This window comes from Massilia sp. Mn16-1_5, from assembly GCF_004798585.1.
Lineage (GTDB): Bacteria > Pseudomonadota > Gammaproteobacteria > Burkholderiales > Burkholderiaceae_D > Telluria.
This window is the reverse complement of the sequence record NZ_PPXQ01000003.1, coordinates 217502-242697: the sequence shown is the minus strand read 5'-3', so window position 1 is coordinate 242697 and position 25196 is coordinate 217502. Positions and strand designations below refer to the sequence as shown.

The 25196-nt window shown below is 66.5% G+C and carries 23 protein-coding genes; 10 read left to right on the top strand and 13 right to left on the bottom strand.

Annotation, left to right across the window (positions count from 1 at the left end; translation table 11 throughout):
- Positions 1–100 precede the first annotated feature (100 nt).
- From C2862_RS04870 to C2862_RS04850, 5 genes are all read right to left on the bottom strand, one after another.
- Complete coding sequence (locus tag C2862_RS04870) at positions 101–937, bottom strand: HDOD domain-containing protein (RefSeq protein WP_229467292.1); 837 nt, start codon at positions 935–937, stop codon at positions 101–103.
- Between the two features lie 166 nt (positions 938–1103).
- On the bottom strand, positions 1104–2210 hold the full coding sequence (locus tag C2862_RS25895; protein ID WP_136218980.1) for a BON domain-containing protein: 1107 nt from the start codon (positions 2208–2210) through the stop codon (positions 1104–1106).
- Between the two features lie 120 nt (positions 2211–2330).
- Positions 2331–3011, bottom strand: a complete 681-nt coding sequence (locus tag C2862_RS04860; protein ID WP_136218979.1) for a hypothetical protein — start codon at positions 3009–3011, stop codon at positions 2331–2333.
- Positions 3012–3095: 84 nt separating this feature from the next.
- Positions 3096–4724 (bottom strand): methyl-accepting chemotaxis protein, encoded by a 1629-nt coding sequence (locus tag C2862_RS25965; protein ID WP_307723533.1) that lies wholly within the window; start codon positions 4722–4724, stop codon positions 3096–3098.
- Between the two features lie 157 nt (positions 4725–4881).
- Positions 4882–6615, bottom strand: coding sequence for a hypothetical protein (locus C2862_RS04850; RefSeq protein ID WP_136218978.1), 1734 nt, complete (start codon positions 6613–6615; stop codon positions 4882–4884).
- A gap of 134 nt (positions 6616–6749) precedes the next feature.
- Between C2862_RS04850 and C2862_RS04845 the strand changes: the two genes are divergently transcribed.
- Positions 6750–7289 carry a transposase gene (locus tag C2862_RS04845; RefSeq protein ID WP_136218977.1) on the top strand — a complete coding sequence of 180 codons (540 nt, stop codon included), beginning with the start codon at positions 6750–6752 and terminating at the stop codon, positions 7287–7289.
- Between the two features lie 47 nt (positions 7290–7336).
- Here the strand turns inward: C2862_RS04845 and C2862_RS04840 are convergent, their stop codons facing one another.
- From C2862_RS04840 to C2862_RS04825, 4 genes are all read right to left on the bottom strand, one after another.
- Positions 7337–8386: a hypothetical protein gene (locus C2862_RS04840; protein ID WP_136218976.1), complete on the bottom strand. Its 1050-nt coding sequence runs from the start codon at positions 8384–8386 to the stop codon at positions 7337–7339.
- A gap of 118 nt (positions 8387–8504) precedes the next feature.
- Positions 8505–9995, bottom strand: a complete 1491-nt coding sequence (locus C2862_RS04835) for an efflux transporter outer membrane subunit (RefSeq protein ID WP_229467291.1) — start codon at positions 9993–9995, stop codon at positions 8505–8507.
- 30 nt (positions 9996–10025) lie between these two features.
- On the bottom strand, positions 10026–11630 hold the full coding sequence (locus C2862_RS04830; RefSeq protein WP_136218975.1) for a DHA2 family efflux MFS transporter permease subunit: 1605 nt from the start codon (positions 11628–11630) through the stop codon (positions 10026–10028).
- A gap of 9 nt (positions 11631–11639) precedes the next feature.
- Complete coding sequence (locus C2862_RS04825; RefSeq protein WP_136218974.1) at positions 11640–12779, bottom strand: HlyD family secretion protein; 1140 nt, start codon at positions 12777–12779, stop codon at positions 11640–11642.
- 112 nt (positions 12780–12891) lie between these two features.
- Here C2862_RS04825 and C2862_RS04820 point away from each other — a divergent pair, with 112 nt between their 5' ends.
- From C2862_RS04820 to crtB, 7 genes are all read left to right on the top strand, one after another.
- Entirely contained in the window at positions 12892–13548 is a 657-nt protein-coding gene (locus tag C2862_RS04820; protein WP_136218973.1) for a TetR/AcrR family transcriptional regulator, read from the top strand.
- A 134-nt stretch (positions 13549–13682) separates the two neighbouring features.
- Complete coding sequence (locus tag C2862_RS04815) at positions 13683–13868, top strand: hypothetical protein (RefSeq protein WP_136218972.1); 186 nt, start codon at positions 13683–13685, stop codon at positions 13866–13868.
- Positions 13869–14139: 271 nt separating this feature from the next.
- Positions 14140–15117: a polyprenyl synthetase family protein gene (locus C2862_RS04810; protein ID WP_136218971.1), complete on the top strand. Its 978-nt coding sequence runs from the start codon at positions 14140–14142 to the stop codon at positions 15115–15117.
- Between the two features lie 24 nt (positions 15118–15141).
- The gene (locus C2862_RS04805) at positions 15142–16434 is read left to right on the top strand and encodes a glycosyltransferase (RefSeq protein WP_136218970.1); all 1293 of its coding nucleotides are present in this window, start codon (positions 15142–15144) and stop codon (positions 16432–16434) included.
- On the top strand, positions 16427–17626 hold the full coding sequence (gene crtY / locus C2862_RS04800) for a lycopene beta-cyclase CrtY (RefSeq protein WP_136218969.1): 1200 nt from the start codon (positions 16427–16429) through the stop codon (positions 17624–17626). The genes C2862_RS04805 and crtY overlap by 8 nt, the downstream gene beginning before the upstream one ends.
- Complete coding sequence (locus tag C2862_RS04795; RefSeq protein WP_136218968.1) at positions 17613–19100, top strand: phytoene desaturase; 1488 nt, start codon at positions 17613–17615, stop codon at positions 19098–19100. The genes crtY and C2862_RS04795 overlap by 14 nt, the downstream gene beginning before the upstream one ends.
- On the top strand, positions 19097–20065 hold the full coding sequence (gene crtB, locus C2862_RS04790; protein WP_136218967.1) for a 15-cis-phytoene synthase CrtB: 969 nt from the start codon (positions 19097–19099) through the stop codon (positions 20063–20065). Before C2862_RS04795 ends, crtB begins: the two co-directional genes overlap by 4 nt.
- Here crtB and C2862_RS04785 read toward each other — a convergent pair.
- Positions 19980–20495, bottom strand: coding sequence for a sterol desaturase family protein (locus tag C2862_RS04785; RefSeq protein WP_136218966.1), 516 nt, complete (start codon positions 20493–20495; stop codon positions 19980–19982). The two genes, crtB and C2862_RS04785, sit on opposite strands and share 86 nt — an antisense overlap.
- A gap of 84 nt (positions 20496–20579) precedes the next feature.
- Between C2862_RS04785 and C2862_RS04780 the strand changes: the two genes are divergently transcribed.
- Positions 20580–20993 carry a DUF2141 domain-containing protein gene (locus C2862_RS04780; protein WP_136218965.1) on the top strand — a complete coding sequence of 138 codons (414 nt, stop codon included), beginning with the start codon at positions 20580–20582 and terminating at the stop codon, positions 20991–20993.
- Between the two features lie 11 nt (positions 20994–21004).
- On the opposite strand, the gene C2862_RS04775 is transcribed toward C2862_RS04780, so the two are convergent.
- Positions 21005–21328: a hypothetical protein gene (locus tag C2862_RS04775; protein WP_136218964.1), complete on the bottom strand. Its 324-nt coding sequence runs from the start codon at positions 21326–21328 to the stop codon at positions 21005–21007.
- Positions 21329–21529: 201 nt separating this feature from the next.
- Between C2862_RS04775 and aqpZ the strand changes: the two genes are divergently transcribed.
- The gene (gene aqpZ / locus C2862_RS04770; protein WP_136218963.1) at positions 21530–22297 is read left to right on the top strand and encodes an aquaporin Z; all 768 of its coding nucleotides are present in this window, start codon (positions 21530–21532) and stop codon (positions 22295–22297) included.
- A 7-nt stretch (positions 22298–22304) separates the two neighbouring features.
- On the opposite strand, the gene C2862_RS04765 is transcribed toward aqpZ, so the two are convergent.
- Both C2862_RS04765 and lpdA read right to left on the bottom strand, forming a co-directional pair.
- The gene (locus tag C2862_RS04765) at positions 22305–23177 is read right to left on the bottom strand and encodes an NAD(P)-dependent oxidoreductase (protein WP_136218962.1); all 873 of its coding nucleotides are present in this window, start codon (positions 23175–23177) and stop codon (positions 22305–22307) included.
- 155 nt (positions 23178–23332) lie between these two features.
- Positions 23333–25189: a dihydrolipoyl dehydrogenase gene (gene lpdA, locus C2862_RS04760; RefSeq protein WP_136218961.1), complete on the bottom strand. Its 1857-nt coding sequence runs from the start codon at positions 25187–25189 to the stop codon at positions 23333–23335.
- Positions 25190–25196 lie beyond the last annotated feature (7 nt).

Here is a 25196-nt window from a genome sequence, read left to right as displayed (position 1 = left end):
GCCGCGCGAGGACCGGCACGTTAGCCTTTAAACAACTGCACCTGGGAAGCGTTTCAGAGCAATTCTCGCGCTATTCCGTGGCAGCCGCAAGCGCAACGCGTCAGACCAGCAGCGGTCCGCCCATCGCCTTGCAGGTCTCCAGCGCCTCGGCACGAATCTCTTCCAGCAGCGCTTCGTCGAGCACGAAATCGAGGGCGCTGTCGCCGTGCTCCGGCAGCTCCGGCTGCTCGCTGCCCAGCGGCGAGGCCACCGGAGCGTACTGGTTGGCCAGCAGCAGCGTGTCGAGCAGGGTCGAAGGCGGCATGTTGATCCAGGCGCGGCGCAGGGCGCCGATCGCATCGGCCACCGGCGTGGGCACCGAGAGCTTCTTGAGGACCTCGAGGCTGACCACGTCCTCGCACAGCTCGCCCCACTTCTCCGGATCGTCGTCCAGCAGGCCGGGGAATTCGTCGGCGCGCGAGAGCAGATAAAAGCCACCGACCTCGTGGATGATGCCGGCGAACAGGGCCGTGTCCGGATTCACGCCCGTGACGTGGCGCGCCAGCGACCAGGCCAGCGCCGCCACGTGGGTGGTGTGCTCCCACAATTGTTCGGCCTTGGCGCGCAGGCCGGGATCCTTGATGCGGCTGCCGAACTGGCGTACCACCAGGCTGGCGACCAGCGCCTGCAGGCGCCGGTACCCCATGCGGGTGACGGCGGCGCGCACGTTGGTGACAGCCGGCCCGCCGCCGCTAAAGGCGGCCGAATTGGCCAGGGCGACGGTGCGCGCGGCCAGCTGCGGTTCGGCCAGCACCAGGCGGATCGCCTCGTCGAGCGGGCAGTCGGGATCGTCGAGCGCCTGCTGCAGGCGCAGCACGGCATTGACGCTGGTCGGGAAAGTGATATCACCGCGCGAGGCTTGCGCCACGATGTATCCGAAGGCTTCGAGTTTGTTCACCCGAAAATTATACCTGCCCGCCCTGCCGCCCACGTCATTCCAGCGCGCCTTGGCCTCCGATCCCGGCAGGAATGCGGCGTGCATACGACAACGCGCGCAGCCATCGATGACGACTGCGCGCGCTGCTCTCGAAACGGCCCGCGCGGGCCGCTCGAACCTTCCGTTCTTACTTGACCTTGATGGCGCTCTTCACGCTGCTCACGCCTTCGACTTCCTTGGCCGCCTTGACGGCCTTGTCGGCCTCGGCCTTCGATTCGACGAAGCCGCTCAGCATGACGACACCTTTCTCGGTCTCGACGTGGATGCCCAGCGATTTCAGTTCCGGCTGCGCCAGCAGGTTCGCCTTCACCTTGGTGGTGAGGGCCGTGTCGGACGCGGCGACGGCGGTCGTGCGGCCGGCGTCGCGGGTCTTGTCGGCGGCGCGGTCGGTGGCGTTATCGGTCTTGGCAGCGGCTTCCCTGCTTTCTTCCTTGGCGTTGGCGGCCACCTGGCGGGTCTTGTCGCCGACGTTTTCGGCAGCGTTCTCGGTCTTCTGGGCAACCGTCGAGGCAGCGGCCTTGGTCTTGTCGACCACGGTCGATGCGACTTCCTTGGTCTTCTCGGCAACGGTCGCGGCGACGGCCTTGGTCTTGTCGACGGCGGTCGAGGCGGCATCCTTGGTCTTGTCTGCGGCGCGCTCGGTGGCGTTCTCGGCGCGGCCGGCCATGGTGGTCACGTTGCCCTTGCTGTCGACCAGGCAACCGGTATTGCTGTTGCCGGCAGCCTGTTCGCACTTGGCGACGGCGGCGGCTTTCACCGGATCCTTGGTATCGGTGCTGGCGATCAGGCCGGCGCTGCCGCTGGCGCCGGTAGCCGTCGAGCCATCGCGGCCGGCCTTGGCGTCGGCCAGCGCCGCGGTGCGCACCGACTTGGCATTGTCCATGCAGCTGTCCTTCTCGGCGCCGCTCTTGGCGTCGCACTTGGCTTTCGCCACTTCGTAATCGGCTTCGGCGACCTTGCTGCGGGCGCTGGCGCGGCCTTTTTCGGAATTGTTGTACTTGGCGATGGCATCGGATTCGCTGCGGGCGCGCGCTGCTTTCGCCTCGGCCATGCAAACGTCCTTGTCGTTGCCGCTCTTCGCATCGCACTTGGCGGTGGCCGCCTTGTATTCGGTCGCGGCCTTCTGGTTCACGTTGCGATAGGTTGCCGGATCGTGGTTCAGGGCGGCGGTCGGGGCGGCGGCGAAGGTGGCGCCGGCCGCGGTAGCCAGCAGAGTTGCGAGCAAGGTTTTCATGGCGGATTCCGTGGGGTAGGTTGTTGTGATAGCGCCATTAAACGCCCCCACCCCCACAACATCTGTGCGACAACGAACACTTGCCGAAAAAACCATAAACCGCACGATCTGCCGACGGCTTCAGTCCTGCAGCAACCCTTCCTTCCACACGGGCGCCGCGTCCTCGAACGGCGCCTCGGCCTTGCCGAAGCGGCCGCCGTCGCTGGCCAATGCGACCCAGGTCCGGGTGTCATGCCCGCCGCGCGGAGTTTGCCCGGCACGCACGCTGCTCAGCCAGCCGTGCACGCGCGCATAAGCCTGCGGATGGCTATGGCGGGTCCAGGCCAGCGCCGCCATGTCGGCATAGGCTTCCTCGCGGCGCGATTCGCGCAGGGCGCGCGAGATCGCCAGCAGCGAACCGTCGCTGGCCGTTTCCTCGCCGACTTCGACGAAGCCGGCCGGCAGCGCATTCCAGGCGCCATTCGCATGGCGCCAGCAATGGGCGATCTCGTGCGCCGCCATCGCCTCGATCAGCTCGCCCTGCTCATTCTCTGCAATACCCGCGAACACGGATTCCGCCTGGGGATTGCCGCGCAAGGACAGTACCAGCTTGCAGCGCCCGTCCGCATAGCCCATTGCCAGCGGCACGTCGGTGGCGCGCGCCTGCGGCTGGACGATGATGTCGATCGGAAGTTTTAGTGCCTGGGAGTAGACCAGGACCGGGGACGCCGCTTGCAGCCAGCGGGTTTCCAGCGCCGTCAGTTCAGCGGCCTGGGCAGTGGCGCCGGCGAGCAGCGCGAGGGACAACAAGGATTTCAACATGGGACACATCCGGATCAACGAAATGCTTCAAGGCAATTCTATGATCCAGAATATCTTCCCGCGCAGAAATATTTTTGTCCCTGTTCAAACCGACAACGCCAAGGCAGGCTTGTGGGGCGCCGAAACAACAGAACGCGCCTGTTGCTGTTCCATTTTGAAGACACTGACCACCTCGGCCAATGCCGCGGCTTCCTCGTTGAGCGAGGCGGCCGCCGCGCTGGCCTGCTCGACCAGGGCGGCATTCTGGCGCGTCGCCTCGTCCATGCGGCCGATGGCGCTGTTGACCTGTTCGATGCCGGCGCTTTGCTCGGCGCTTGCCGAACTGATCTCCGCCATGATGTCGGTCACGCGCTTCACGCTGCTCACGATGTCTTGCATCGTGCTGCCGGCCTCGTCGACCAGCCGGGCACCGGCGTCGACCCGTTCGACCGAGCTGCCGATCAGGGTCTTGATCTGCTGCGCGGCAGCGGCCGAACGCTGGGCCAGGTTGCGCACTTCGGTCGCCACCACGGCAAAGCCGCGCCCCTGCTCGCCGGCCCGCGCCGCTTCCACAGCGGCGTTCAAGGCCAGGATATTGGTCTGGAAAGCAATACCGTCGATGACGCCGATGATGTCGACGACCTGCTTCGACGAGGCGTTGATCGCTGCCATCGTCTCGACCACCTGGGCCACCACCGCACCGCCCTTCGATGCGACGCTGGATGCCGATTCGGCCAGCGCATTCGCCTGGCGCGCATTGTCCGCGTTCTGGCGCACGGTGCCGGTCAACTCTTCCATCGAGGCGGCGGTGTCCTTCAGCGTGTCGGCCTGGTTTTCGGTGCGATAAGACAAGTCCTGGTTGCCGGCGGCGATCTCGGTGGAGGCCCTGGCAATGGTCAGGGTGCCGGTGCGCACCTGCGCGACGATCTCGACCAGGCTGTCGCGCATGCCGGCCATCGCGAAGAGCAGGCTCGAGCGGTCACCGGGCGCGGTGTCGATGCGTACGCCCAGATTGCCGGCAGCAATGCTGCGTACGATGTGAGCGGCGTAGCCCGGCTGGCCGCCGAGCTGGCGCAGCAGGCCGCGGCTGATGAACCAGGCGCCGAGGCTGCCCGCCGCCACGGCGATGGCGCACAGTACAGCCATCCAGCCGAAGAAGCTGCCGGACAGCGCGCGCGCTTCGGCGGCGGCATCCTTGTTCATCTGTTCCTCGAGGTCGATCAGGCGATTCACGCTGGCCAGCCAGGACACGAAGGCCGGCGCGGCGCCCTGCGCCAGCAAGGCGCGCGCACCCTCGACATCGCCGGCCAGGCGCAGGGCCGTCACCTTCTCGATCAGCGGCTGGGTCTTGCGTTCGTCTTCCTTGATCGCGGCCAGCGCGCTCTTTTCTTCAGGGAGGATATCGCTGCGCGCCGCAAAAAGCGCATCGAGGGCGGTGCCGGCGCGCTCGTAATTGGCGGCCAGCACGCGGATCTGTTCGATGGCGGGCTGGGCGGCGGCGTTGTCGCCGGCCAGCACGACGTCGCGCAGGGCGATCGCGCGGTCGTGCACGCTGCCGCGGAAATTGATCGCGTGACGTTGCTTGACGTTGTTGACGTCATTGATACGGTTCAGGGTGGCATCGATGTTGCCGACGCGGCTCACCGCCAGCGCCGTCAACACCATCATCAGCGCCAGCACGGCGCCAAAGCCCAGCGCCAGACGGGCGCCGATCGTCATTCTCGAAGGAAACATGGAAGCTCGCTAAAGTCAGCAGGATCGACCGCAGGCAATTAATTGCCTTAAGGAAATAACCTGCGACTATAGCAGAGTTCCATGTGATTTCGTCAAATATACTTCAGATACCTGGTCAAATCCTGGTCAAAGTGATGGATTTGTCAAACATACCGGCTTAGCGCTGTCCTCCCGCCGCCAGTGCCGTCGCCGTGACAAAGGCCGGCCGGATATCGTTCGGCACCGCCTTCATCTTGTCGAGCGCCTTCTGTACGTCCGGGCGGATGACGACGTACTTCGTCATCATCGCCTTGGCGCGCGCGTAATCCCCGGTGGCCTCGATGGTCAGGAATTCGCGGTCGAGGTCGATCACGGCCTGCTTGATCTTCTTGAAATCGACCGAGAACGTGCCGTCGCCATGCGAGACGAAGGCGCCCTTGTCGAGCAGGTAGTTCACCTGGATCGCCATGCCGCGCGCGTGCGAGTCGGTCAGGCCGAAGTGCAGCGTGCGGAAGCACGACGCGAGGAAGGTGTTGTAGAGCTTGCGCTCGGCCGCTTCGCCCTGCCCCAGCGTGTCCTTCAACTGGCCCTTCTCCATCATGTAGGCCAGCGCCCAGAGGCCGGTCACGTCGGCCTTGGCTTCCTCGATCGTCGAATAGGCTTCCTTCAGGTCTTGCCGCGGCGTTGATTCCTTGCCGTTCTGTTTCGTGTGGTGCGGGCCGAGGCCGTGCGTGATTTCGTGCGCCAGGATGTGGGTGAAGAAGGAATCGAAATCGAGGTCCTTCTGGTCTTGGGGCCGCAGCACCAGTTTCGTGATCGGCTTCAGGGTCGATTCGAACTTCGCTTCCTGGATGTTCTTCAGCATCACGCGCTTCGAGCCGCGTTCGCGGATGATGCGCTCGTCGTTCGGCAGGTTGTAGGCCGCCGTTTGCACGCCCATGTTGCCGTCGCCGGCGCCGTACACCTGGTTGACGACCACCATCGGCGCCATCCCCCCGACCTTCGGATTGCGGTACTGTTTATCCACCGGCAGGTTGTCTTCCAGCTCCTGCATGTGCTTGCCGAAGAAGTTCAGCTTCTGCGTCTCCTTCGGATCGCGCACGCTGACATAGGCCTCGAAAGCGGCCTTGTAGCCGAACAGTTCATCGTTATAGGTTTCGTACGGACCGATCGTGATTTCGACCGGCGAATCCAGGTCCATCCAGGCGAAATCGGAGGCGAGATAGTCGTTCGAGAGGAAGGCGTCGGCGCGCAGCAGCAGGAATTTTTTCAGGGACGCGTTGTCGGTGCTGGCGGCGCCGTCGCGCAAGAGCTTCGCCAGCTGCGTCAGCTCGGTCTTGTACTCCTCGGAATACGGCACGACACGGAATTTGCCGTCCGGGCCGGTGCGGATCGTGGTGAAGAACCATTGCGCCGCTTCCTTGTCCTTGGCCGGCAAGCCGTTCATCCAGGCTTCCAGCGCTTCCTTGCTGGTGCCGGCCGGATAGAAGTTCGCGCCGTCGGGCTTGCGCGCGGGGATCTGGATGCCCGCGTACTCGGGCGGCATGAAGGAGGCGTTGCCGTCGATGATGGACCACGGGCCCTTGTTCAGCCAGAAGTAATCGCGGCGCGCCTTGCCGAGCCGCGTGTTGTCCTTCTGCAGCGCCGTCCACAGCGCCTCGTTGCCTGCCCAGCGCTGGCGCAATTGCAGGGTATCGACGATCTTCGCCGCTTCGATCAGCTTGCCAATGGCGACGCGGTCGCCTTTCGACAGCCCAGCGGTCTCCGCGCGCAGGTCGACCGGCGCGAAGCGCTTGGCCATCGCGTTCAGTTCGGCGGCAGTGGCCGCATGCGGCTTGGCGGCAGGCGCTTCGGCCGCCATGACGGCGCCGGCGGCAATGGTCAGCACGAGTGGTGCGAGAAGGTGTTTCATGTGTCTCCTGTTATGTTCCGATTTCCGTAGGGCGGGCATGCCCGCCAAATTCGTATGCATTTACTCACAACATGCACGACACGTTTGCGCCGGCACATATGGCATTGTGCATCACGCGGCTACGATGCCGCACCATGCCCAACTACCGCCGCCTCCGTTCTGGCCCCACCTATTTCTTTACCGTCGTCGCCTACCAGCGCCGGCCGATCTTCTGTGACCCGCGCTTTCGCGCCGCACTCCGGCAATCGATCACCGCCGTCCGCGCCACGCGCCCATTCACGATCGACGCCTGGGTGCTGATGCCGAACCACATGCACTGCATCTGGACCTTGCCGGAACGGGATTTCGATTATGGACGTCGCTGGGGCGAAATCAAGCGATATGTTTCGTACTTGTGCCGCGAGACGCTGCACGACCCTGCGCTGTTGACACGAACAGCGAAGAAGCAGCGCGAATCGACGATCTGGCAACGCAGGTTTTGGGAACACCAGATACGCGATGACACCGATCTTGAAAAGCATATGGATTACGTGCATTTCAATCCGGTGAAGCATGGGTTCGTGCTCAACGTCGGCGAGTGGGAGCATTCGACGTTTCATCGGTATGTGCGGGATGGGGTGTATGCGCAGGATTGGGGTGGCACGGTGGACGCGCGGACGCGCAATTTGGATTGAGCGGCCGGGCGGGTGCCCGGAAGTACGGCGGGCATGCCCGCCCTACGTTAACGGACCGTTGTTAGCGCCGGGCCCGTGTACTTCATCAGCAAGCCCTTCGGCCCCACCGCCCAGCCGACCGAGGGATTGGCGAAGCCGACCGTATTCACCGGCGTGTCGTCCAGCACGGTCCAGCTCTTGCCGCCGTCGCGCGAGAAGCCGGAGCCCGCCAGGCCGGCGGCAACAAAAGCGCGCGGCGTACCCGGCACCGGGACCACCACCGACATGTAGCCGGCCGGTGCTACCTGCGCCGGACTCCAGGTCGCGCCACCGTCCGAGGTTAGCGCGCCGTTGACGCCGGCCAGCAGCCGCTCCTTGTAGTCGCCGCCCACCGCCACGCCCTCTTTCGCGTTCGCGAAGGCGACCGAGAACACGCCCTTGGCCGCAGCGCCGGCCGGGATCGGCGTCGTTGCGGCGCGCCAGGTCCGTCCACGGTCGCTGGAATGAAAAACGCGGGAGCTGCCGGCGCCGCCGGTAGCGATCCAGGCATCGTTCGTTCCGGCCACGGTGAGGCAGGTGCCGCTGGCGGCGAACGCGCCCTCGTTCGGCATGGCTTCCAGGCCGCTGGCCTCTACTGCCCGCCAGCTCGCGCCGCCGTCGGCGGTGACGTAGACCTGGAAGCGGCCCTTGACCGGATCGCCGAACAGGATGCCGTTGTCCTTGTCCCAGAAGGCCATCGCATCCCAGAAGCCGTCCGCGTAGCTGTTGGTGGCCAGCAGGCGCCAGCTCGCGCCGCCGTCGGCGGTCGCGTAAAGGCGCGAGGCCGCGCCCGGCCCGGCCCCCATCGCGATGGCGGACTGCGCGTCGAAAGCGTGGATGTCACGCAAGTCGATGGCGCCGGCGTCCGGTACCTGCAGCACCTGCCAGCGGACACCGTCGACCGTACGCAGCACGGTGCCTTTCGTACCGCTGGCCCAGGCAATCTTGTCGCTGACGACGGAGAGGCCGCGCAGCTCCGCAGTGGTGCCGCTGGACTCGGCGTGCCAGGATGGGGAAGACTGCGCGGAGGCGGAGCCCGCGCAAAGCAGGGCTGCGATGAGAAGGGAGCGAGCGGGCATATGTGGCATCGAATGATAAGGTCCGCCGATATTACACTGCCTGCCTGCGCTTGCGGCGGTTTGAAAAAAGGCCGGTACGGGAAAGCATCCCGTACCGGCCTTGTTCACGCGAAGAGGATCAGCGCACCGTCGCGAGGGCCGGTCCCTGCGACCAGCCGCCGCCCAGCGCGCGCGCCACAGCGACCGAGGCCAGCAGGCGCTGGGTGCGGATCTGCGCGGCGGCGCGGTCGGCGGCCAGGGCGCTGCGCTGGGCATCGGTGACGTCCAGGTAGGTCGAGACGCCGCGCTCATAGCGCGCCTGCGCGACCAGCAGCGCGCGGCTTGCCGCTTCCTGGGCTTGCGCCTGGACGTCGCCCTGCTTCTGGCGCTGCTGGGCGTCCGACAGGGCATCCTCGACTTCGCGCAGCGCGGTCAGCAGGCGGTTCTCGTGGTTCGCCACCGCTTCTTCGTAGCGCGCCTTGTACAGGGCGAGATTCGACTTGTTGCGGCCGCCGTCGAAGATCGGCAGCGACAGGGCCAGCGGACCGACCGAGAACTGGCGCGCGCTGCCGCCGGCGAGGTCGCGCAGCGATTCGGAGGCGTAACCGAAGTTACCGGTCAGCGTCAGCGAAGGATAAAACATGCCTTCGGCCACGCCGACTTGCGCATTCGCCGCGCGCAGGTTGGCGACGCTGGATGCGAGGTCCGGACGCTGCGACAGCAGGCTGGCCGGCAGGCCGACCGGAATCGTCGGCGGCAGCGGCAGTCTTGGGGTGGCATCGGCCGCCAGCAGGCGCGTGCTCGGCGAGACGCCGACCAGCAGCGCCAGCGCGTGTTCGACGGTATTACGCTGGCGCTGCACCTCATGCAGGTCGGCTTCGGCGTTGGCGCGTTCGACGCGGGCGCGCGAGACGTCCAGTTCGTTGGTGAGACCCGCATCGAAACGGGCCTCGACCAGTTCCTGCGCTTCGCGCCGCGCCGCCAGGGCGTTGACCAGGATCGCCTGCTCGGCATCCAGCCCGCGCAGCTGCCAGTAGCTTTGCGCCACCTGGCTCGACAGCATCAAGAGCACGGCGTCGCGGTCGTCTTGCGCGGCCAGCGCCTGGGCATCGGCCGCTTCGATCACGCGCCGCACGCGGCCCCAGATGTCCAGCTCATACGAGAAGGCCGCGCCGACCGAGAAGTTGTTGCCTTCGATCGAGCGGCCGCCCAGGGCCAGCGCCTGCGAGGTCTCGGCCGAGGTGCGCGAATTCGACACGCCGGCATTCACCGACACGTTCGGCGCCTGGCCGGCGCGCAGCACGCCAAGCTGGGCTTGTGCCTGCACCAGGCGCTGGGCCGCGGCCTTGGCGCCCGGGTTGTCGCGCAGGGCGCGTTCTTCCAGGTCGTTCAGGGTGGGATCGTTGAACACGGTCCACCAGGTGGCCGGCAGCCGCGCAGCATCGGATGACGTGGCCGGCGCCGCGTCCGCATGGCGGTAGGCCGGCGTCTGCACCGTGGCGGGCGCCTTGAAATTCGGACCGATGGTGGAGCAGCCGCTTGCCATCAGGGCCAGCGCGGCGCTCACGCCGACGGTCAAGGCATGCCGTGAGAACTTCGGCGGGAACATGCGAATCAGGGAATCGAACATCGTTTTTCTCTTCTCTTCTCTTAAATTGGTTCAGTGGCCGCCACCGCCGGCGCCGCCGGGGGACTTGACCTTGTCGGCGAGCCAGACCATGGCGATGCAGCCGATCAGGATCGCGCCGACGATGAAGAAGCCGTCGTTGTAGGCCATCACATAGGATTCGCGCCGCACGATGCGGTCGAGCGCGGCCAGCGCCTGGTTGGCCGCCGTGGCCGGATCGATGCCGTTGGCGATGAAGGCTTGCGTCATCTGGTCGATGCGTTCCTGGGTCGGCGCCGCATAGGACGACACCGATTCGCCCAGGCGCGCCGAGTGGAAGTGTTCGCGGTTGGTGAGCGAGGTTGCCAGCATCGCGATGCCGACTGAACCGCCCAGGTTACGCGTCATGTTGAACAGGCTCGAGGCCGAGGGCATGTCCTTCGGCGCGATGCCGTTCATGGCGAAGTTCGACAGCGTCAGCATCACGAAAGGCTGGCCGATGGCGCGCACGATCTGGGTCACCATCAGCTGGTCGTAGCCGGTAGTCGCGTCCATGTAGGCGTTCATCAGGCAGGAGCCACCGAACAGCAGCAGGCCGAAGCTGCACATGATGCGGTTGTCGACCTTCGAGGACAGGGCCGCCGCGAAGGGCATCACGATCAGCTGCGGCAGCCCGACCCAGGCAATCACTTCGCCGATCTGCATCGGTGTGTAGCCGGCGATCTGGCCCAGGTACAGCGGCAGCAGGTAGGAGGAGCCGTACAGGCCCATGCCGGTGACGGCCGACAGCACGGTCGCGATCAGGAAGTTGCGCTGGCCGTAGAGGCGTAGGTTCACAAACGACTGCTGGCGCGTGAAGGCGGTCGCGACCCAGCCGAGGATGCCGATCAGGGCCAATGCGGCGAAGGTGATGATGAACTGCGAATCGAACCAGTCCTTCGAATTACCCTCTTCCAGGAAGATCGTCAGGCAGCCCAGGCCCAGCGCCATAAAGCTGATGCCGAGCCAGTCGGCGTGAACGAGCGTGCGCGCCTGCGAGGGCTCGCGGTCGAGGCCATACACCATGCCGGCAATGAGCAGCACACCCGGCACCCAGTTGATGTAGAAGATCGAGGGCCAGCCGTAGATTTCGGACAGGTAGCCGCCCAGCGTCGGACCCATGGCCGGCGCCAGCGTGGCGGTGAGGCCGAAGATGGCCATGCCGACCGCGCGCTTGGAACTCGGCAGGCGCGTCATCACGAGGGTCATCGCCATCGGAATCAGGGCGCCGCCCGTAAAGCCCTGCAGCATGCGGAAGACGATCATGCTCTCCAGGTTCCAGGCCGCGCCGCAGAGGGTCGAGAACACCAGGAACAGGGAGGTCGTGCCGATCATGTAGCGGCGCACGCCGAAGGCGCGCGCGAACAGCGCCGTCATCGGGATCACGACGATCTCGGCGCACAGGTAGGCGGTCGAGATCCAGGAGCCCTCTTCCTGGGTCGCCGAGAGCGTGCCCAGGATGTCGCGCAGCGAGGAGTTCGTGATCTGGATGTCGAGCACCGCCATGAAGGCGCCCAGCATGCCGGCGGCGACCGCGATCCAGGTGCGCGCATCGACGCGCGCACCGGCGGCGGGTGCGCCAGGGAACACGGCCGGTGCGGCCTTGGTCGTACTCGTCATGGAGCGTCCTTACTTGGCAGAGGCGGTACGAGCAGCTTCCGCCTTCTGGCGCAGGTCGACTTCGGCGACCACCGACATGCCCGGCACCAGGCGGCCCGTCAGGCGCTGCACGTCGGCCGGTGCCAGGGTGATCTTCACCGGCACGCGCTGCACGATCTTGGTGAAGTTGCCGGTGGCGTTATCGGCCGGCAGCAGCGCGAACTGGTTGCCCGAGGCCGGCGAGAAGCTGTCGACGCGGCCGACCAGGTGCTCGTTCGGCAGCGCATCGATCTCGAGGTCGACCGCCTGGCCAGGCTTCAGGCCGGCCAGTTGCGTTTCCTTGAAGTTGGCGGTGACCCAGACCTTGTCTTCGACCACGGCGACCAGCTGCTGGCCCGGCTGCACGCGCGCGCCCACTTCGACGCTGCGGCGGCCGATGCGGCCGTCGACCGGCGCGACGATGCGGCTGTAGGTGACCTGCTGCTTGGCGTCCTTCAGCTGCGCCTGCAGCACCTTGATTTGCGCTTTCAGCACGTCGCGCGCCGATTGCGCCGCATTGATCTGCGACTTGGCGGCGGCGGCGTTGTCGCGGCGCGCATTCACGTCGGCCGCGGCGGCGGCGCGCGCGGCATTCGCGGCGTCGACTTCGGCCTTCGAGACGGCCTTCATCTGCTTCGTGTAGAGCTGGCCGAAGCGCTCGGCGTCCTGGCGCGCACGCAGGGCCAGGGCCTGCGACTGGCCGACTTGCGCCTGCGCCGCCTGGGCCTGGGCCCGCACCTGCTCGACTTGCGCGTCGGCCTGGATCACCTGCTGCTTGGCGCTGGCGATCTGCGCTTCGATCTGCTCGACGCGTACATGCTGGTCGGCCGGATCGAGTTCGGCGATGACGTCGCCCGCCTTGACGTGCTGGTTGTCTTCCACCAGCACGCGCGTGACGACGCCGGCGATGCGCGCCGACACCGGGTGCACGTGGCCGGCGATGTAGGCATTTTCGGTATCGACGAAGTTATGGCTGCGGTACCACATGCGTCCGCCGGCGGCCAGGGCCGCGATCGCGATCAGGCCGACCACGACGAGGACGCGCTTGTTGGGCGGGGTCTTGCCGGGAGCGGCTGGGGCCACGGAAGGATTACCGAGCGGCTTCTGCTCGAGCGTAGGCGTTTGAGACATGGAGTACTCCGAAAAGGGAATAGGGCAATTTCCCACATTATTCGACAAGCGCTCGGGTTCGTCAAGAAATGAAACGGTTGCATTTCATTTCTGCGTGAATTACAGTGACGCCATGAGCAAATCATCGTTAGCAAGCCGCGTCCCCTGCCTGCGCGGCGCCGGCCGCCCCAAGGCAAGCGACGTCGAAGCCCGCATGCAAGACCTGATCGACGCCGCCGCCCGCCTGTTCCTGACCAACGGCTACACGCGCACCAGCCTGGAATCGATCGCCCGCGCCGCCCGCGTGGCCGTGCGCACCATTTACGTCAAGTTCGGCGGCAAGGCCGGCCTGCTCGAAGCGGTGCTGGTGTCGCGCCGCGAGCAGTTTTTCCAGGTCGGCGACCTGGAACACGACCTGCGCCCTTTCCGCGAGGTGGTCGACGATTTCGCGCACCGTTTTTTCGACCTGCTCTGCGAAGATCAATTGATCGCGATGCAGCGTGTAGTGATCGCGGAAGCCGGCGACAATCCGGAGCTGGCCCACACTTTCTATGACACCGGCCCGCGCATGACGCGCGAGATGCTGGAGCGCTTCTTTGCCCGTCCCGACATCCGCGCCCAGCTGCGCACCGACCTGCCCTTCGAGCAATTGCCCGCCTTTCTCACCAGCTGGATTTCGGGCGACGCCATGCAGCGCTTCGTGTTCCCGCACGATCAGCCGGCGCATGAGGAAGCGCATCGCCAGCTGGCGCAGCGCCTCGAACTGTTCTATCGCGCGGTGCTGAAGTAGGACTGTACTGACGAGCGAATGTGCGGCATCGCACGGACCCGTTATCGATAAAAATGAGAACCTGTCTGCCTTATCAAGGAGGATGTCATGGATCTCAACAAGAACATCGATGCAGGACACTGCAAGGGGGTAGCATGAGCAAGACTTCCCGTTACGAATGGCGCGACCAGCAGGCTGCCCTGCAAGAGCGCATGAAAGGATTTCTCATGAATCCGGGTAATGAACAGCTGGAAGCTGTCGTTGCCGAAATGCGTGCCTATGCCGATGCCGCCAGGTCGGGGCATATCGATATCCCGCAAAGCTGGACCAGTTACGCCTGATTGTCGGCCCAGGCGCCTCGCGCGCCATTGTTCAAATGCCGCCCTGCGCTCGCGCTCGGCGGCATTTCGTTTTCAGGCCTCGCACACGTTACCGGGACAACAGCGGGACATTTACGCCGTTTTTATACACAAATCGCTGGATTTAACGAGAATAGCTAACATCGCCCCGCCGCACGGTTGAAACATTGACGATTACATCAATTCGCTTCCGGTTATGATGAATTACTAATTCATTAATTTTGTCTAACTCTTCAGCATGGGGGATCGGCACATGACTACGATGACTGGACGATTGGACATCCGCGACCTGCGCGGCGATCCGTGGCAGGCCGAGCTGGCCGCCATCCGCCACGAGTTCGAGGAGCGCATGGCCCAGCTGCTGCCCGACAGCGGCAATGGCTCCGACTTGCTCACCGTCGCCATGCGCGCCGGCACCCTCAGCGCCGGCAAGCGCATGCGTCCCCTGCTGCTGATGCTGGTCGCGCGCGACCTCGGCTGCTCCTCTCCCGCGCTGGTCGACATCGCCTGCGCCGTCGAAATGGTGCATGCCGCCTCCCTGATCCTGGACGACCTGCCCTGTATGGACGATGCCAGCCTGCGCCGCGGGCAGCCGACCATCCACGTGCAGTTCGGCGAGGACGTCGCCATCCTCTCTTCCGTCGCCCTGCTCAGCCGCGCCTTTGGTGTGCTGGCAACGGCTCCCGACGTACCGCCCGCGGTACGTGCGCGCTTGGTCGCGAAACTGTCCGAGACGGTCGGCACGGCCGGCCTGGTGCGCGGACAGTTCGAAGACCTGCGCGCCGGCGCCCAGCGCTCGGAGCAGGAAATCGCCACGACCAATGAACTGAAAACCGGCGTGCTGCTGGGCGTCTCGGTCGACATGGCTGCGATCCTGGCCGAGACTGACGACTGCGTCGCCCAGTCGCTGCGCGCTTTTGCCCTGGCCGCCGGCCACGCATTTCAAATCCGCGACGATTTCCAGGACGACGTCGCGATGGACAGCAACGTCACGGGCAAGGACACCGGCAAGGACCTGGGCAAGGCCACCCTGGTCAACGCGCTCGGTTCCGAGGAAGCGAGGAAGCGCCTGATGCGCCACCTCGACGAAGCCGACCGCAATCTGACCGACGCGATCGGCAGCAAGCAGCGCACGCGCCGCTTCGTCGACACCCTGTTCGGACAGGGCGCGGGCTTTCGCTTCGCCGACACGGGGCACGCCGCGGCGGAGCGGCAGCAGGTGCACCATTGATCGTCCGCTAGCCGAGGACAGCCTATGGCCCATTTCGGCGTGGTCGCCCCGGCCTTCTACAGCCATGTCAGCGCCCTGTCGGCGCTCGCAGCGGCTTTGGTCGAGCGCGGCCATCGCGTGACCTTTCTCCAGCGTCCGGACGCGCGCGCCTACCTGAAGGATGCGCGCTTCGGCTTTCATGCTGTCGGCGTTCAAAGCCATCCGCCCGGATCGCTGGCGCAGTCGCTGCGCCGCGCCGCCAACCCCGGCAGTCCGCTCGGGCTGCGCCGCGTCATCCAGGACATGGCCGGCACCACCACCATGCTGTGCGACGAACTGCCCGCCGCCATCGAGACCTTGCGCATCGATGCCGTGCTGGCTGATCAGATGGAAGCGGCCGGCGGCATGGCCGCCGAAGCGCTCGGCCTGCCTTACGTATCGGTCGCCTGCGCGCTGCCGGTCAACCGCGAGCCCGGTGTGCCGCTGCCGGTCATGCCCTTCGACTGGGGCGACAGCGAACGTTCCCTGCACATGTTCGAAGGCAGCACCCGCGTCTACGACTGGATGATGACACCGCACCGGCGCGCCATCGAAGCGGCGTCGCGCCGGCTCGGCATTCCCCTGCGCGGCGCCCTGCACGAATGCCTGTCTCCTTACACGCAGCTGAGCCAGACGGTGGCCGCCTTCGAATTTCCGCGCCGGGAGCTGCCGCCGCACTTCCACCACGTCGGCCCGCTGCGCGCTGCATCGCACGGCGCCCCGGCGCGGACCGACGCGCTGCCGGAAATCGCGCAAGACCGGCCATTCGTCTTCGCGTCGCTCGGCACGCTGCAGGGCCACCGCTTCGACCTGTTCAAACGGATCGCCAAGGCCTGCCGCCGGCTCGACGCCCAGCTCCTGCTGGCCCATTGCGGCGGCCTCGATGCGCGGCAAGTAGCGGCGCTCGAAGGCCTGGGCGCGACCTGGGTATGCGCCTTCGCGCCGCAGGAAGCCGCGCTGGCGCGGGCGGACGCCGTCGTCTCGCACGGCGGCCTGAATACGGTCATGGATGCGGTCGCGACCGACACGCCGATCCTGGCGCTGCCGATCGCTTTCGATCAGCCGGGCGTGGCGGCGCGCATCCGCCACGCGGGCATCGGCCTGTCCGCCTCGCCCCGCTTCACCAGCACCAAGGGCATTGCCCAGCGCCTGCGCCGCCTGCTCGACGAACCGGACTTCCGCCGGCGCTGCGCGCCGCTGGCCGAGAGCGTCAAACAGGCGGGCGGCAGCGCACGCGCGGCGGATATCGTCGAAGCCGCGCTCGGCATCCACACACGCAGCGCGGTGCAGCATGGATAAGCACGTCCTGTATGACCTGATCCTGGTCGGCGGCGGCCTGGCGAACGGCCTGATCGCCTGGCGCCTGCACAGCGCGCGCCCGGAACTGAAGATCCTGCTGCTGGAAGCGGGCGACAGCATCGGCGGCAACCACACCTGGTCCTTCCACGACGGCGACCTCGCGCTCGAGCAGCGCATCTGGATAGCACCGCTGGTCGCACACCGCTGGCCGCAATACCAGGTCCTGTTCCCGAACCATGCGCGTACGCTCGACAGCGGCTATGCGAGCATCGCCTCCAGCGACTTCGTGCGCGTCATCCAAGCGGCGCTCGGCCCTGCCCTGCGCACCGGCGTGCGCGCCGATACCGTCAACCCGACCAGCGTGCGCCTGGAAAGCGGCGAGACCCTGTACGCGCGTGCCGTCATCGACGGCCGCGGCCCGCGGCCCAGCTCGCGCCTGGCGCTCGGCTACCAGACCTTCCTCGGCCAGGAAGTGAGACTGGCCGTCCCACATAAGCTGACATCGCCGGTGATCATGGATGCCGGCGTCGAGCAGCAAGGCGGCTACCGCTTCGTCTACCTGCTGCCCTTCGGGCCCGACCGCGTGCTGATCGAGGACACCCATTACGTCGACACCGGCGTATGGGAGCCGCAGCGTCTGCGCGCCAACATCGCCGCCTATGCGCGCACGCGCGGCTGGAACATCGCCGAGGTGCTGCGCGAGGAACACGGCTCGCTGCCGATCGTGCTGGCCGGCGACATCGAAGGCTTCTGGCAGGACATGCAGGGCCAGCCGGTGTCCGGCCTGCGCGCCGGTCTGTTCCACGCGACCACCGGCTATTCGCTGCCGCACGCGGTGCGCCTGGCCGAGCGCATCGCCGCCCTGCGCGCGCTGAATGCATCCGTACTGTTCGCCGCCATTCGCGATGAAGCGCAGCGGGAATGGCGCGACCAGGGCTTTTTCCGCCTGCTCAACCGCATGCTGTTCATGGCGGCCAATCCGGACCAGCGCTGGCGCGTCATGGAACGTTTTTATCGTCTGCCGGCGCCGCTGATCGCGCGCTTCTACGCCGCGCGCCTGCACCCGCTCGACAAGGCGCGCATCCTCAGCGGCAAGCCGCCGGTGCCCGTGGGCGCGGCGCTACGCGCCGCCTTCTCCAACCCGCAGCGCTCCAACCCCGTCAGATCAGGAATCCAGAATGAATCAAGCTAAAACGGCCGTGGTGATCGGCGCCGGCTTCGGCGGCCTGGCCCTGGCCATCCGCCTGCAGGCCGGCGGCACCCAAACGACGCTGCTGGAAAAGCGCGACAAGCCGGGCGGCCGCGCCTACGTTTACGAAGACCAGGGCTTCGTGTTCGACGCCGGACCGACCGTCATCACCGATCCTTCCTGCATCGAGGAGCTGTTCGCGCTCGCCGGCAAGCGTATCGAGGATTACGTCGAGATGCTGCCCGTCTCGCCCTTCTATCGCCTGTGCTGGGAAGATGGGCGCCATTTCGACTACGCCAACGACCAGGACGCGCTCGACCGCCAGATCCACGACTTCCATCCGGCGGACGTGGCCGGCTACCAGCGCTTCCTCGCCTATTCCAAGGCGGTCTTCGAGGAAGGTTACATCAAGCTGGGCACCGTGCCTTTTCTGTCCTTCCGCGACATGATCGCGGCCGGACCGCAGCTGGCGAAGCTGCAAGCCTGGCGCAGCGTCTACGGCATGGTCTCGCGTTTCGTGCAGGACGAACACCTGCGCCAGGCCTTTTCCTTCCACTCGCTGCTGGTCGGCGGCAACCCGTTCGCGACCTCGTCGATCTACACGCTGATCCATGCACTGGAACGGCGCTGGGGCGTCTGGTTCCCGCGCGGCGGCACCGGCGCTTTGGTGAAAGGGCTGGTGCGCCTGTTCCAGGACATCGGCGGACGCATCGAACTGAATGCCGCGGTGGCGCAGATCGAAACGCGGGCCGAGCGCGCCAGCGGCGTGCGCCTGGCAGACGGCCGCTTCTTCGCCGCCGACGCGGTGGCCTCGAACGCCGACGTGGTGCATACCTACGCGGCGCTGCTGAACCAGCATCCGCGCGGCGAGAGCGAGGCGGCCAGCCTGCGCAAGAAGCGCTTCAGCAATTCGCTGTTCGTCATCTACTTCGGCCTGGACCACCACCACAGCCAGCTGCAGCACCACACCGTCTGCTTCGGCCCGCGCTACCGCGGCCTGATCGACGACATCTTCAAAGGGCCCGCCCTAGCCGAAGACTTCTCGCTCTACCTGCACGCGCCCTGCGTCACCGATCCATCGCTGGCGCCGCCCGGCTGCGGCAGCCATTACGTGCTGGCGCCGGTCCCACACCTGGGCAATGCCGACATCGACTGGGAAGTCGAAGGGCCGCTCTACCGCGACCGCATCTTCGCCTACCTCGAAGAGCGCTATATGCCGGGCCTGCGCAGCCAGCTCGTCACCAGCCGCATCTTTACCCCCTTCGATTTCCGCGACCAGCTCAACGCCCACGTCGGCTCGGCCTTTTCGCTGGAACCGGTGCTGACGCAAAGCGCCTGGTTCCGTCCGCACAACCGCGACAGCGCGCTGGCGAACCTGTACCTGGTCGGCGCCGGCACCCATCCGGGCGCAGGCGTGCCGGGCGTGATCGGCTCGGCCAAGGCGACGGCAGGCCTGATGCTTGGAGAGCCGGCATGAGTGAAGCATTACTGGATCATGCGACAGAGACGATCAAGGTCGGCTCGAAGAGTTTTGCCGCCGCCGCCAAGCTGTTCGATCCCGCCACAAGGCGCAGCGTGCTGATGCTCTATGCCTGGTGCCGCCATTGCGACGACGTCGTCGACGGCCAGGAACTCGGCTTCGGCGCCGTCGCACCGGTCCACGACCCACATGCCGAGCTGGCCCGCCTCCACGACCAGACCCGCCGCGCGTACGCCGGCGAGACGATGCGCGATCCGGCCTTTGCCGCCTTCCAGGAAGTCGCACAGCGCTGCGCCATCGCCCCGCGCTACGCCTTCGACCATCTGGCCGGCTTCGGCATGGACGTCGACCAGGTGCGCTACGAGACCATCGAAGATACCCTGCGCTACTGCTACCACGTGGCCGGCGTAGTCGGCCTGATGATGGCCCAGATCATGGGTGCGCAGGATGAGGCGGTGCTGGACCGCGCCTGCGACCTGGGCCTGGCCTTCCAGCTGACCAACATCGCGCGCGACATCGTCGACGATGCGGCGATTGGACGCTGCTACCTGCCGGCGCAATGGTTGCGCGAAGCCGGCATCCCGCCTGAGGAGCTGGCGCTGCCGCGCCATCGCGTGGCGCTGGCGAAGGTTGCGGCGCGCCTGGTCGAGCATGCCGAACCCTACTACGACTCGGCGCTGGGCGGCATCGCTTCGCTCCCCCTGCGCTCGGCGTGGGCGATCGCCACCGCGCGCCTGGTCTACCGCCAGATCGGAATCAAGGTCAAGGCGCGCGGTCCGGCTGCCTGGGACGAGCGCGTCGGCACTTCGAAGGCGACAAAGTTGCTACTGCTGGCGCGGGGTGGTGTGGACGCGCTGCTGTCGCGCTTGCGACCGCTCAGGCCGCGTCCTGGCGGTCTGTGGCGGCGTCCCGGGATGGACGCCGCGGCGCCCCGCCATGCAGGGCTTGCAGCTGGCGTTTGAGGGTAGCGACGGGCGGCGCGTACAGGAAGCCGAAGGAGACCGCACCGTCCTTGCCCTCGACCGCATGGTGCATGCGGTGCGCCTGGTAGAGCCGCTTGGCGTAGCCGCTGCGCGGCGTGTATTTGAAGGGCCAGCGCTGGTGCACCAGGCCGTCGTGGGCGACGAAGTACAGGAAACCGTAGGCCGTCATGCCGGCGCCGATCCATTGCAGCGGCCAGACGCCCTCGGTGCCGAACCAGATCAGGGCGATGGCCACGCCGGCGAAGACGACGGCATACAAATCGTTCTTCTCGAACCAGCCGGTGCGCGGTTCGTGGTGCGAGCGATGCCAGCCCCAGCCGAAACCGTGCATGATGTACTTGTGCGCCACGATGGAAAAAAGCTCCATGAAGACGACCGTGGCCACGACGATAAGGGTATTGAGCAGCATGGATGCAGCCTACCATAGGGCGCCAGCGCGCACCGCAGCACGCGCAGGGCCGGGCGCGTCAAAACCAGAACAAGGAAAATCTACATGAAACAGCTGTCCCGCATCATCCTGTCCACTGCCCTGTCGCTGGCAGCCGGTACCGCCCTGGCCTCGACTGTCGAGGTGCGTGTCTCGGGCGTCACGGCCAAGGGAAAAGTGAACGTCGCCGTCTGCGACAAGGCGCGCTTCCTCAAGCAATGCGCCTACAGCGCCTCGGTACCCGCCCAGGCCGGGGAAACGACCGTCACGGTCAAGGACGTGCCGCCCGGCACCTGGGCCGTGCTGGCCTACCAGGACAAAAACGGCAACGATGAACTCGACCGCAACCTGATCGGCATCCCAAAGGAAGCCTACGGCTTCAGCCGCGACGCGCGCGGCAAGTTCGGGCCGCCGAGCTTCGAGGACGCCGCCATCGAGGTCGGAGAAACGCCGGCCACGGCCAGCGTGCGCCTGCGCTGAGCCGAAAGCGGTCAGGCAGTCACGGACGCGTCCTGCTGCGCCGGCTGCACGCCGCTGTCGAGTACCCGCATCAGGAAATGCACCTTGCGCGGCGCACGGTGCCGCTCGTGGACGTCGCGGGTCAGGATCTCGACCCGGCGCGGCTGCACGGCCAGCTGGCGCACGTCGATGTGCTCGCCGGCCGCATCGTTGCCGGCAAACTGCGCCGCCAGGTGCTGCGCCACCGTCCCGGTCAGCGTGACCGGCAGGCCGTGCAGCGTCGTGTTGAACTCGAAGGCCCGCGAGGCGGGCAGGACGAACAGCGTCCCGACATATTCAGTGCCATGCTCTTCCATGTCAGTCTCCTGTGACACGCATTGTGCCCGTCCATCATAGCGCGGCTGCGGTCAACCACAACAAGAAAATTGCTGAACGGGCGACAGGCGGGCTGCTGTACGAATCGGCTGGCGTCCAGCGGCCCCGCGCCTAGAATGGAATGGCGGTGCGGGCGCGATTGCCGGCCGCGCCGCTCCCTGCCATTTCCTGGAGGAGTAGCCATGTTGCGCAAGTTGATCGCCGAATTCATCGGCACTTTCTGGCTCGTGCTCGGCGGCTGCGGCAGCGCCGTGCTGGCCGCCGCCTTCCCCGAAGTCGGGATCGGCCTGACCGGGGTCTCGCTCGCCTTCGGGCTGACGGTATTGACCGCCGCCTATTCGCTCGGTCCGATCTCGGGCGGCCACTTCAATCCGGCGGTCACCGTCGGGCTCTGGGCCGGCGGACGCTTCCCGGCCAAGCAGATCGGCCCCTACGTGCTGATCCAGGTCCTCGGCGCCATCGCGGCCGCGGGCGTGCTGTATGCGATTGCCAGCGGCAAGCCGGGCTTCGACGCCACGGCCGGTTTCGCCGCCAACGGTTACGGAGAACATTCGCCGGGCGGCTATGCGCTCGGCTCCGCGCTCATCACCGAAGTCGTGATGACCTTCATGTTCGTGCTCGTCATCCTCGGCGCCACGCATACGCGCGCACCGGTCGGCTTCGCCGGGCTGGCCATTGGTCTCGCGCTGACGCTGGTCCACTTGATCAGCATCCCGGTGACCAACACCTCGGTCAATCCGGCGCGCAGCACGGGACCGGCCCTGTTTGCCGGCACCTGGGCGCTCGGACAGCTGTGGCTGTTCTGGCTCGCACCGCTGCTGGGCGGTTCGCTGGCGGGAGTGCTGTACCGGACCATGCTCGAACACGAGGCAGGCGAGCCGGCGGTGACGGGCGAGCGCCGGCACAGGAGCGGCGAGCGCCGTGGGGCGATGATCCCGGCCCACCGCTAGCACCCGTTCAGGCCGACGGCGGCTTCGACATGCGCGCCAGCCCCGCCAGGTCGAGGTCGCCATCGCCGCGCGCCACGGCTTCCTGCAGCGTTTCGCGCAGCACGGAGCCGAAGCGCAGGCGCAGGCCCTGCGCTTCGGCAGCGTCGTTGGCCAGGCCGACGTCCTTCAGGCCCAGCGAGAGCTTGAAGCCCGCCGGGCTGTAGCGCTCCTCCGCAATCATTGCGCCATAGCCCTTGTAGACCGGCGAGCCGGCGAACAGCGTGCTGGTGATCAGGTCGATGAAACCCGCGGCCTGCACGCCATGGCTGCCCGCCAGCGCCGCGCCCTCGCCCATGGCCTCGATCGCGCAGGCCAGGGTCAGGTTGGAGGCGAGCTTGACGGCGTTGGCCTGTTCCGGCGCCTCGCCGAAGCGCCAGGTCTTCTGTCCCATCAGGTCGAGCAGCGGCTGCACGCGGGCGATCAGCTCGTCGCTGCCGCCGGCCAGGATATTGAGCTTGCCCGCCGCGGCGACATCCACCCGGCCCAGTACCGGCGCGGCGACATAGCCGACGCCCCTCGCCACATGCAGCGCCGCCATCTCGCGCGCAAACGCGACCGAGACCGTGGCCATGTTGACGTGGATGCTGCCGGGGGCCATGGCATCGAGGACGCCTCCGTCGACCAGCACCGAGCGCGTGGCATGGTCGTCGGACAGCATGGTAAACACCACGTCGGCGATGCCGCATTCCGCGGCAGTGGCCGCCGCCTTGGCGCCCTGTTCAGCCAGCGCCTGGACTGGGGCCGGGTCGCGATTCCAGACGTGAACCGGCTGGTTAGAGCGCAGCAGATTGGCGGCCATGTGACGGCCCATGGCGCCGAGGCCGATGAATCCAATGGACATGTCGAATGCTCCTTTGTTTTCAGGTACAGGATGGCGGACGGGGCAGGCCGCCCCAGCGAAAGGGATATTAGACCAGCAATCCCGCCCGCCTGCTGCACGCGAAAAAAAACCGGAACCTCGCGGTTCCGGTTTCGGTGATGACGAAGCGGTGCCGATCAGCGCTTGCGTGCCGGCGGCAGGTCGGTGCAGACGCCCTTGTAGACTTCGGCCGCCATGCCGATCGACTCGCCCAGCGTCGGGTGCGGGTGGATCGTCTTGCCGATGTCGACGCCGTCGGCACCCATCTCGATGGCGAGGGCGATCTCGCCGATCATGTCGCCGGCGTTCGTGCCGACGATGGTGCCGCCGATGATGCGGTGGGTCTCGGCGTCGAACAGCAGCTTGGTGAAGCCTTCGTCGCGGCCGTTGGCGACCGCGCGGCCGCTGGCGTTCCACGGGAAGTGGCCCTTCTCGACCTTGATGCCCTTCTGCTTGGCTTCGTCTTCCGTGATGCCGGCCCATGCCACTTCCGGATCGGTGTAGGCCACCGACGGAATGACTTTGGCGTCGAAGTAGGCCTTCTCGCCGTGCGCGGCTTCCGCTGCGACGTGGGCTTCGTGGACCGCCTTGTGGGCCAGCATCGGCTGGCCGACCAGGTCGCCGATGGCGAAGATGTGCGGCACGTTGGTGCGCATCTGGCCATCCACGCCGATGAAGCCGCGGTCGGTTACCGCCACGCCGGCCTTTTCGGCGGCGATCTTCTTGCCGTTCGGGCTGCGGCCGACGGCCACCAGCACCAGGTCGTACAGCTGCGGTTCCGGTGCGGCTACGCCTGCCTCGGCCGATTCGAAGGTCACCTTGATGCCTTCAGGGAGAGCTTCCACGCCGACGGTCTTCGTTTTCAGCATGATGTTGTCGAAGCGGTGCGCGTTGTACTTCTGCCAGACTTTCACCGCCTCGCGGTCCGCGCCCTGCATCAGGCCGTCCATCATCTCGACGACGTCGATGCGCGCACCGAGGGTCGAGTAGACGGTTGCCATTTCCAGGCCGATGATGCCGCCGCCGATGACCAGCATCTTCTTCGGCACCTGGCGCAGTTCCAGCGCGCCGGTCGAATCGACGATGCGCGGGTCTTCCGGCACGAAGGGCAGTTTCACGACCGCGGAGCCGGCGGCGATGATCGCTTTCGCGAACTTCACGACCTTCTTGGCGCCGTCTGCGCCCGTCACCTCGATGTGGTTCGGGCTGAGGAACTGGCCCACGCCCTGCACCACGTTGACCTTGCGCGCCTTGGCCATGAAGGCCAGGCCGCCGGTCATCTTCTTGATGACGCCGTCCTTGTAGGCGCGCAGCTTGTCGATGTCGACGTCGGGCTTGGCGAAGCTGACGCCCAGATCGGCCATGTGCGCGGTCTCGTCCATGATGTGCGCCACGTGCAGCAGCGCCTTGGACGGGATGCAGCCCACGTTCAGGCAGACGCCGCCCAGGGTGGCGTACTTCTCGACCAGCACCGTGTTCATGCCGAGGTCGGCGGCGCGGAAGGCGGCCGAGTAGCCGCCGGGGCCAGCGCCCAGCACCATCATTTCGCATTCGACGTCGACCTGGCCGCTGTAGCTGGCGGCGTTCGGTGCCGGCACCGCGTTCGGCGCGGCGGCATCGGCCTTATGGGCCGGTGCATAGGAATCGGTCGGACCGGCAGCGGCGGTCGGCGCCACAGCCTGTGCGCCGATTTGCGCGGCAGGCGCAGCAGCTGGTGCGGCGGCCGGTGCAGCAGCAGGAGCCGAAGCACCCGCGCCACTTTCGTCCAGCATCAGCAGCAGCGAACCTTCGTTCACCTTGTCGCCGACCTTCACTTTCAGTTCCTGCACCACGCCGGCGTGGGTCGACGGAATCTCCATCGAGGCCTTGTCCGACTCCACGGTCACCAGCGACTGGTCGACCTTGATCGTGTCGCCCGGCTTGACCATCAGCTCGATGATCTCGACGTCCTTGAAATCGCCGATGTTCGGGACTTTTACTTCAACAGTACTCATGCTCGGC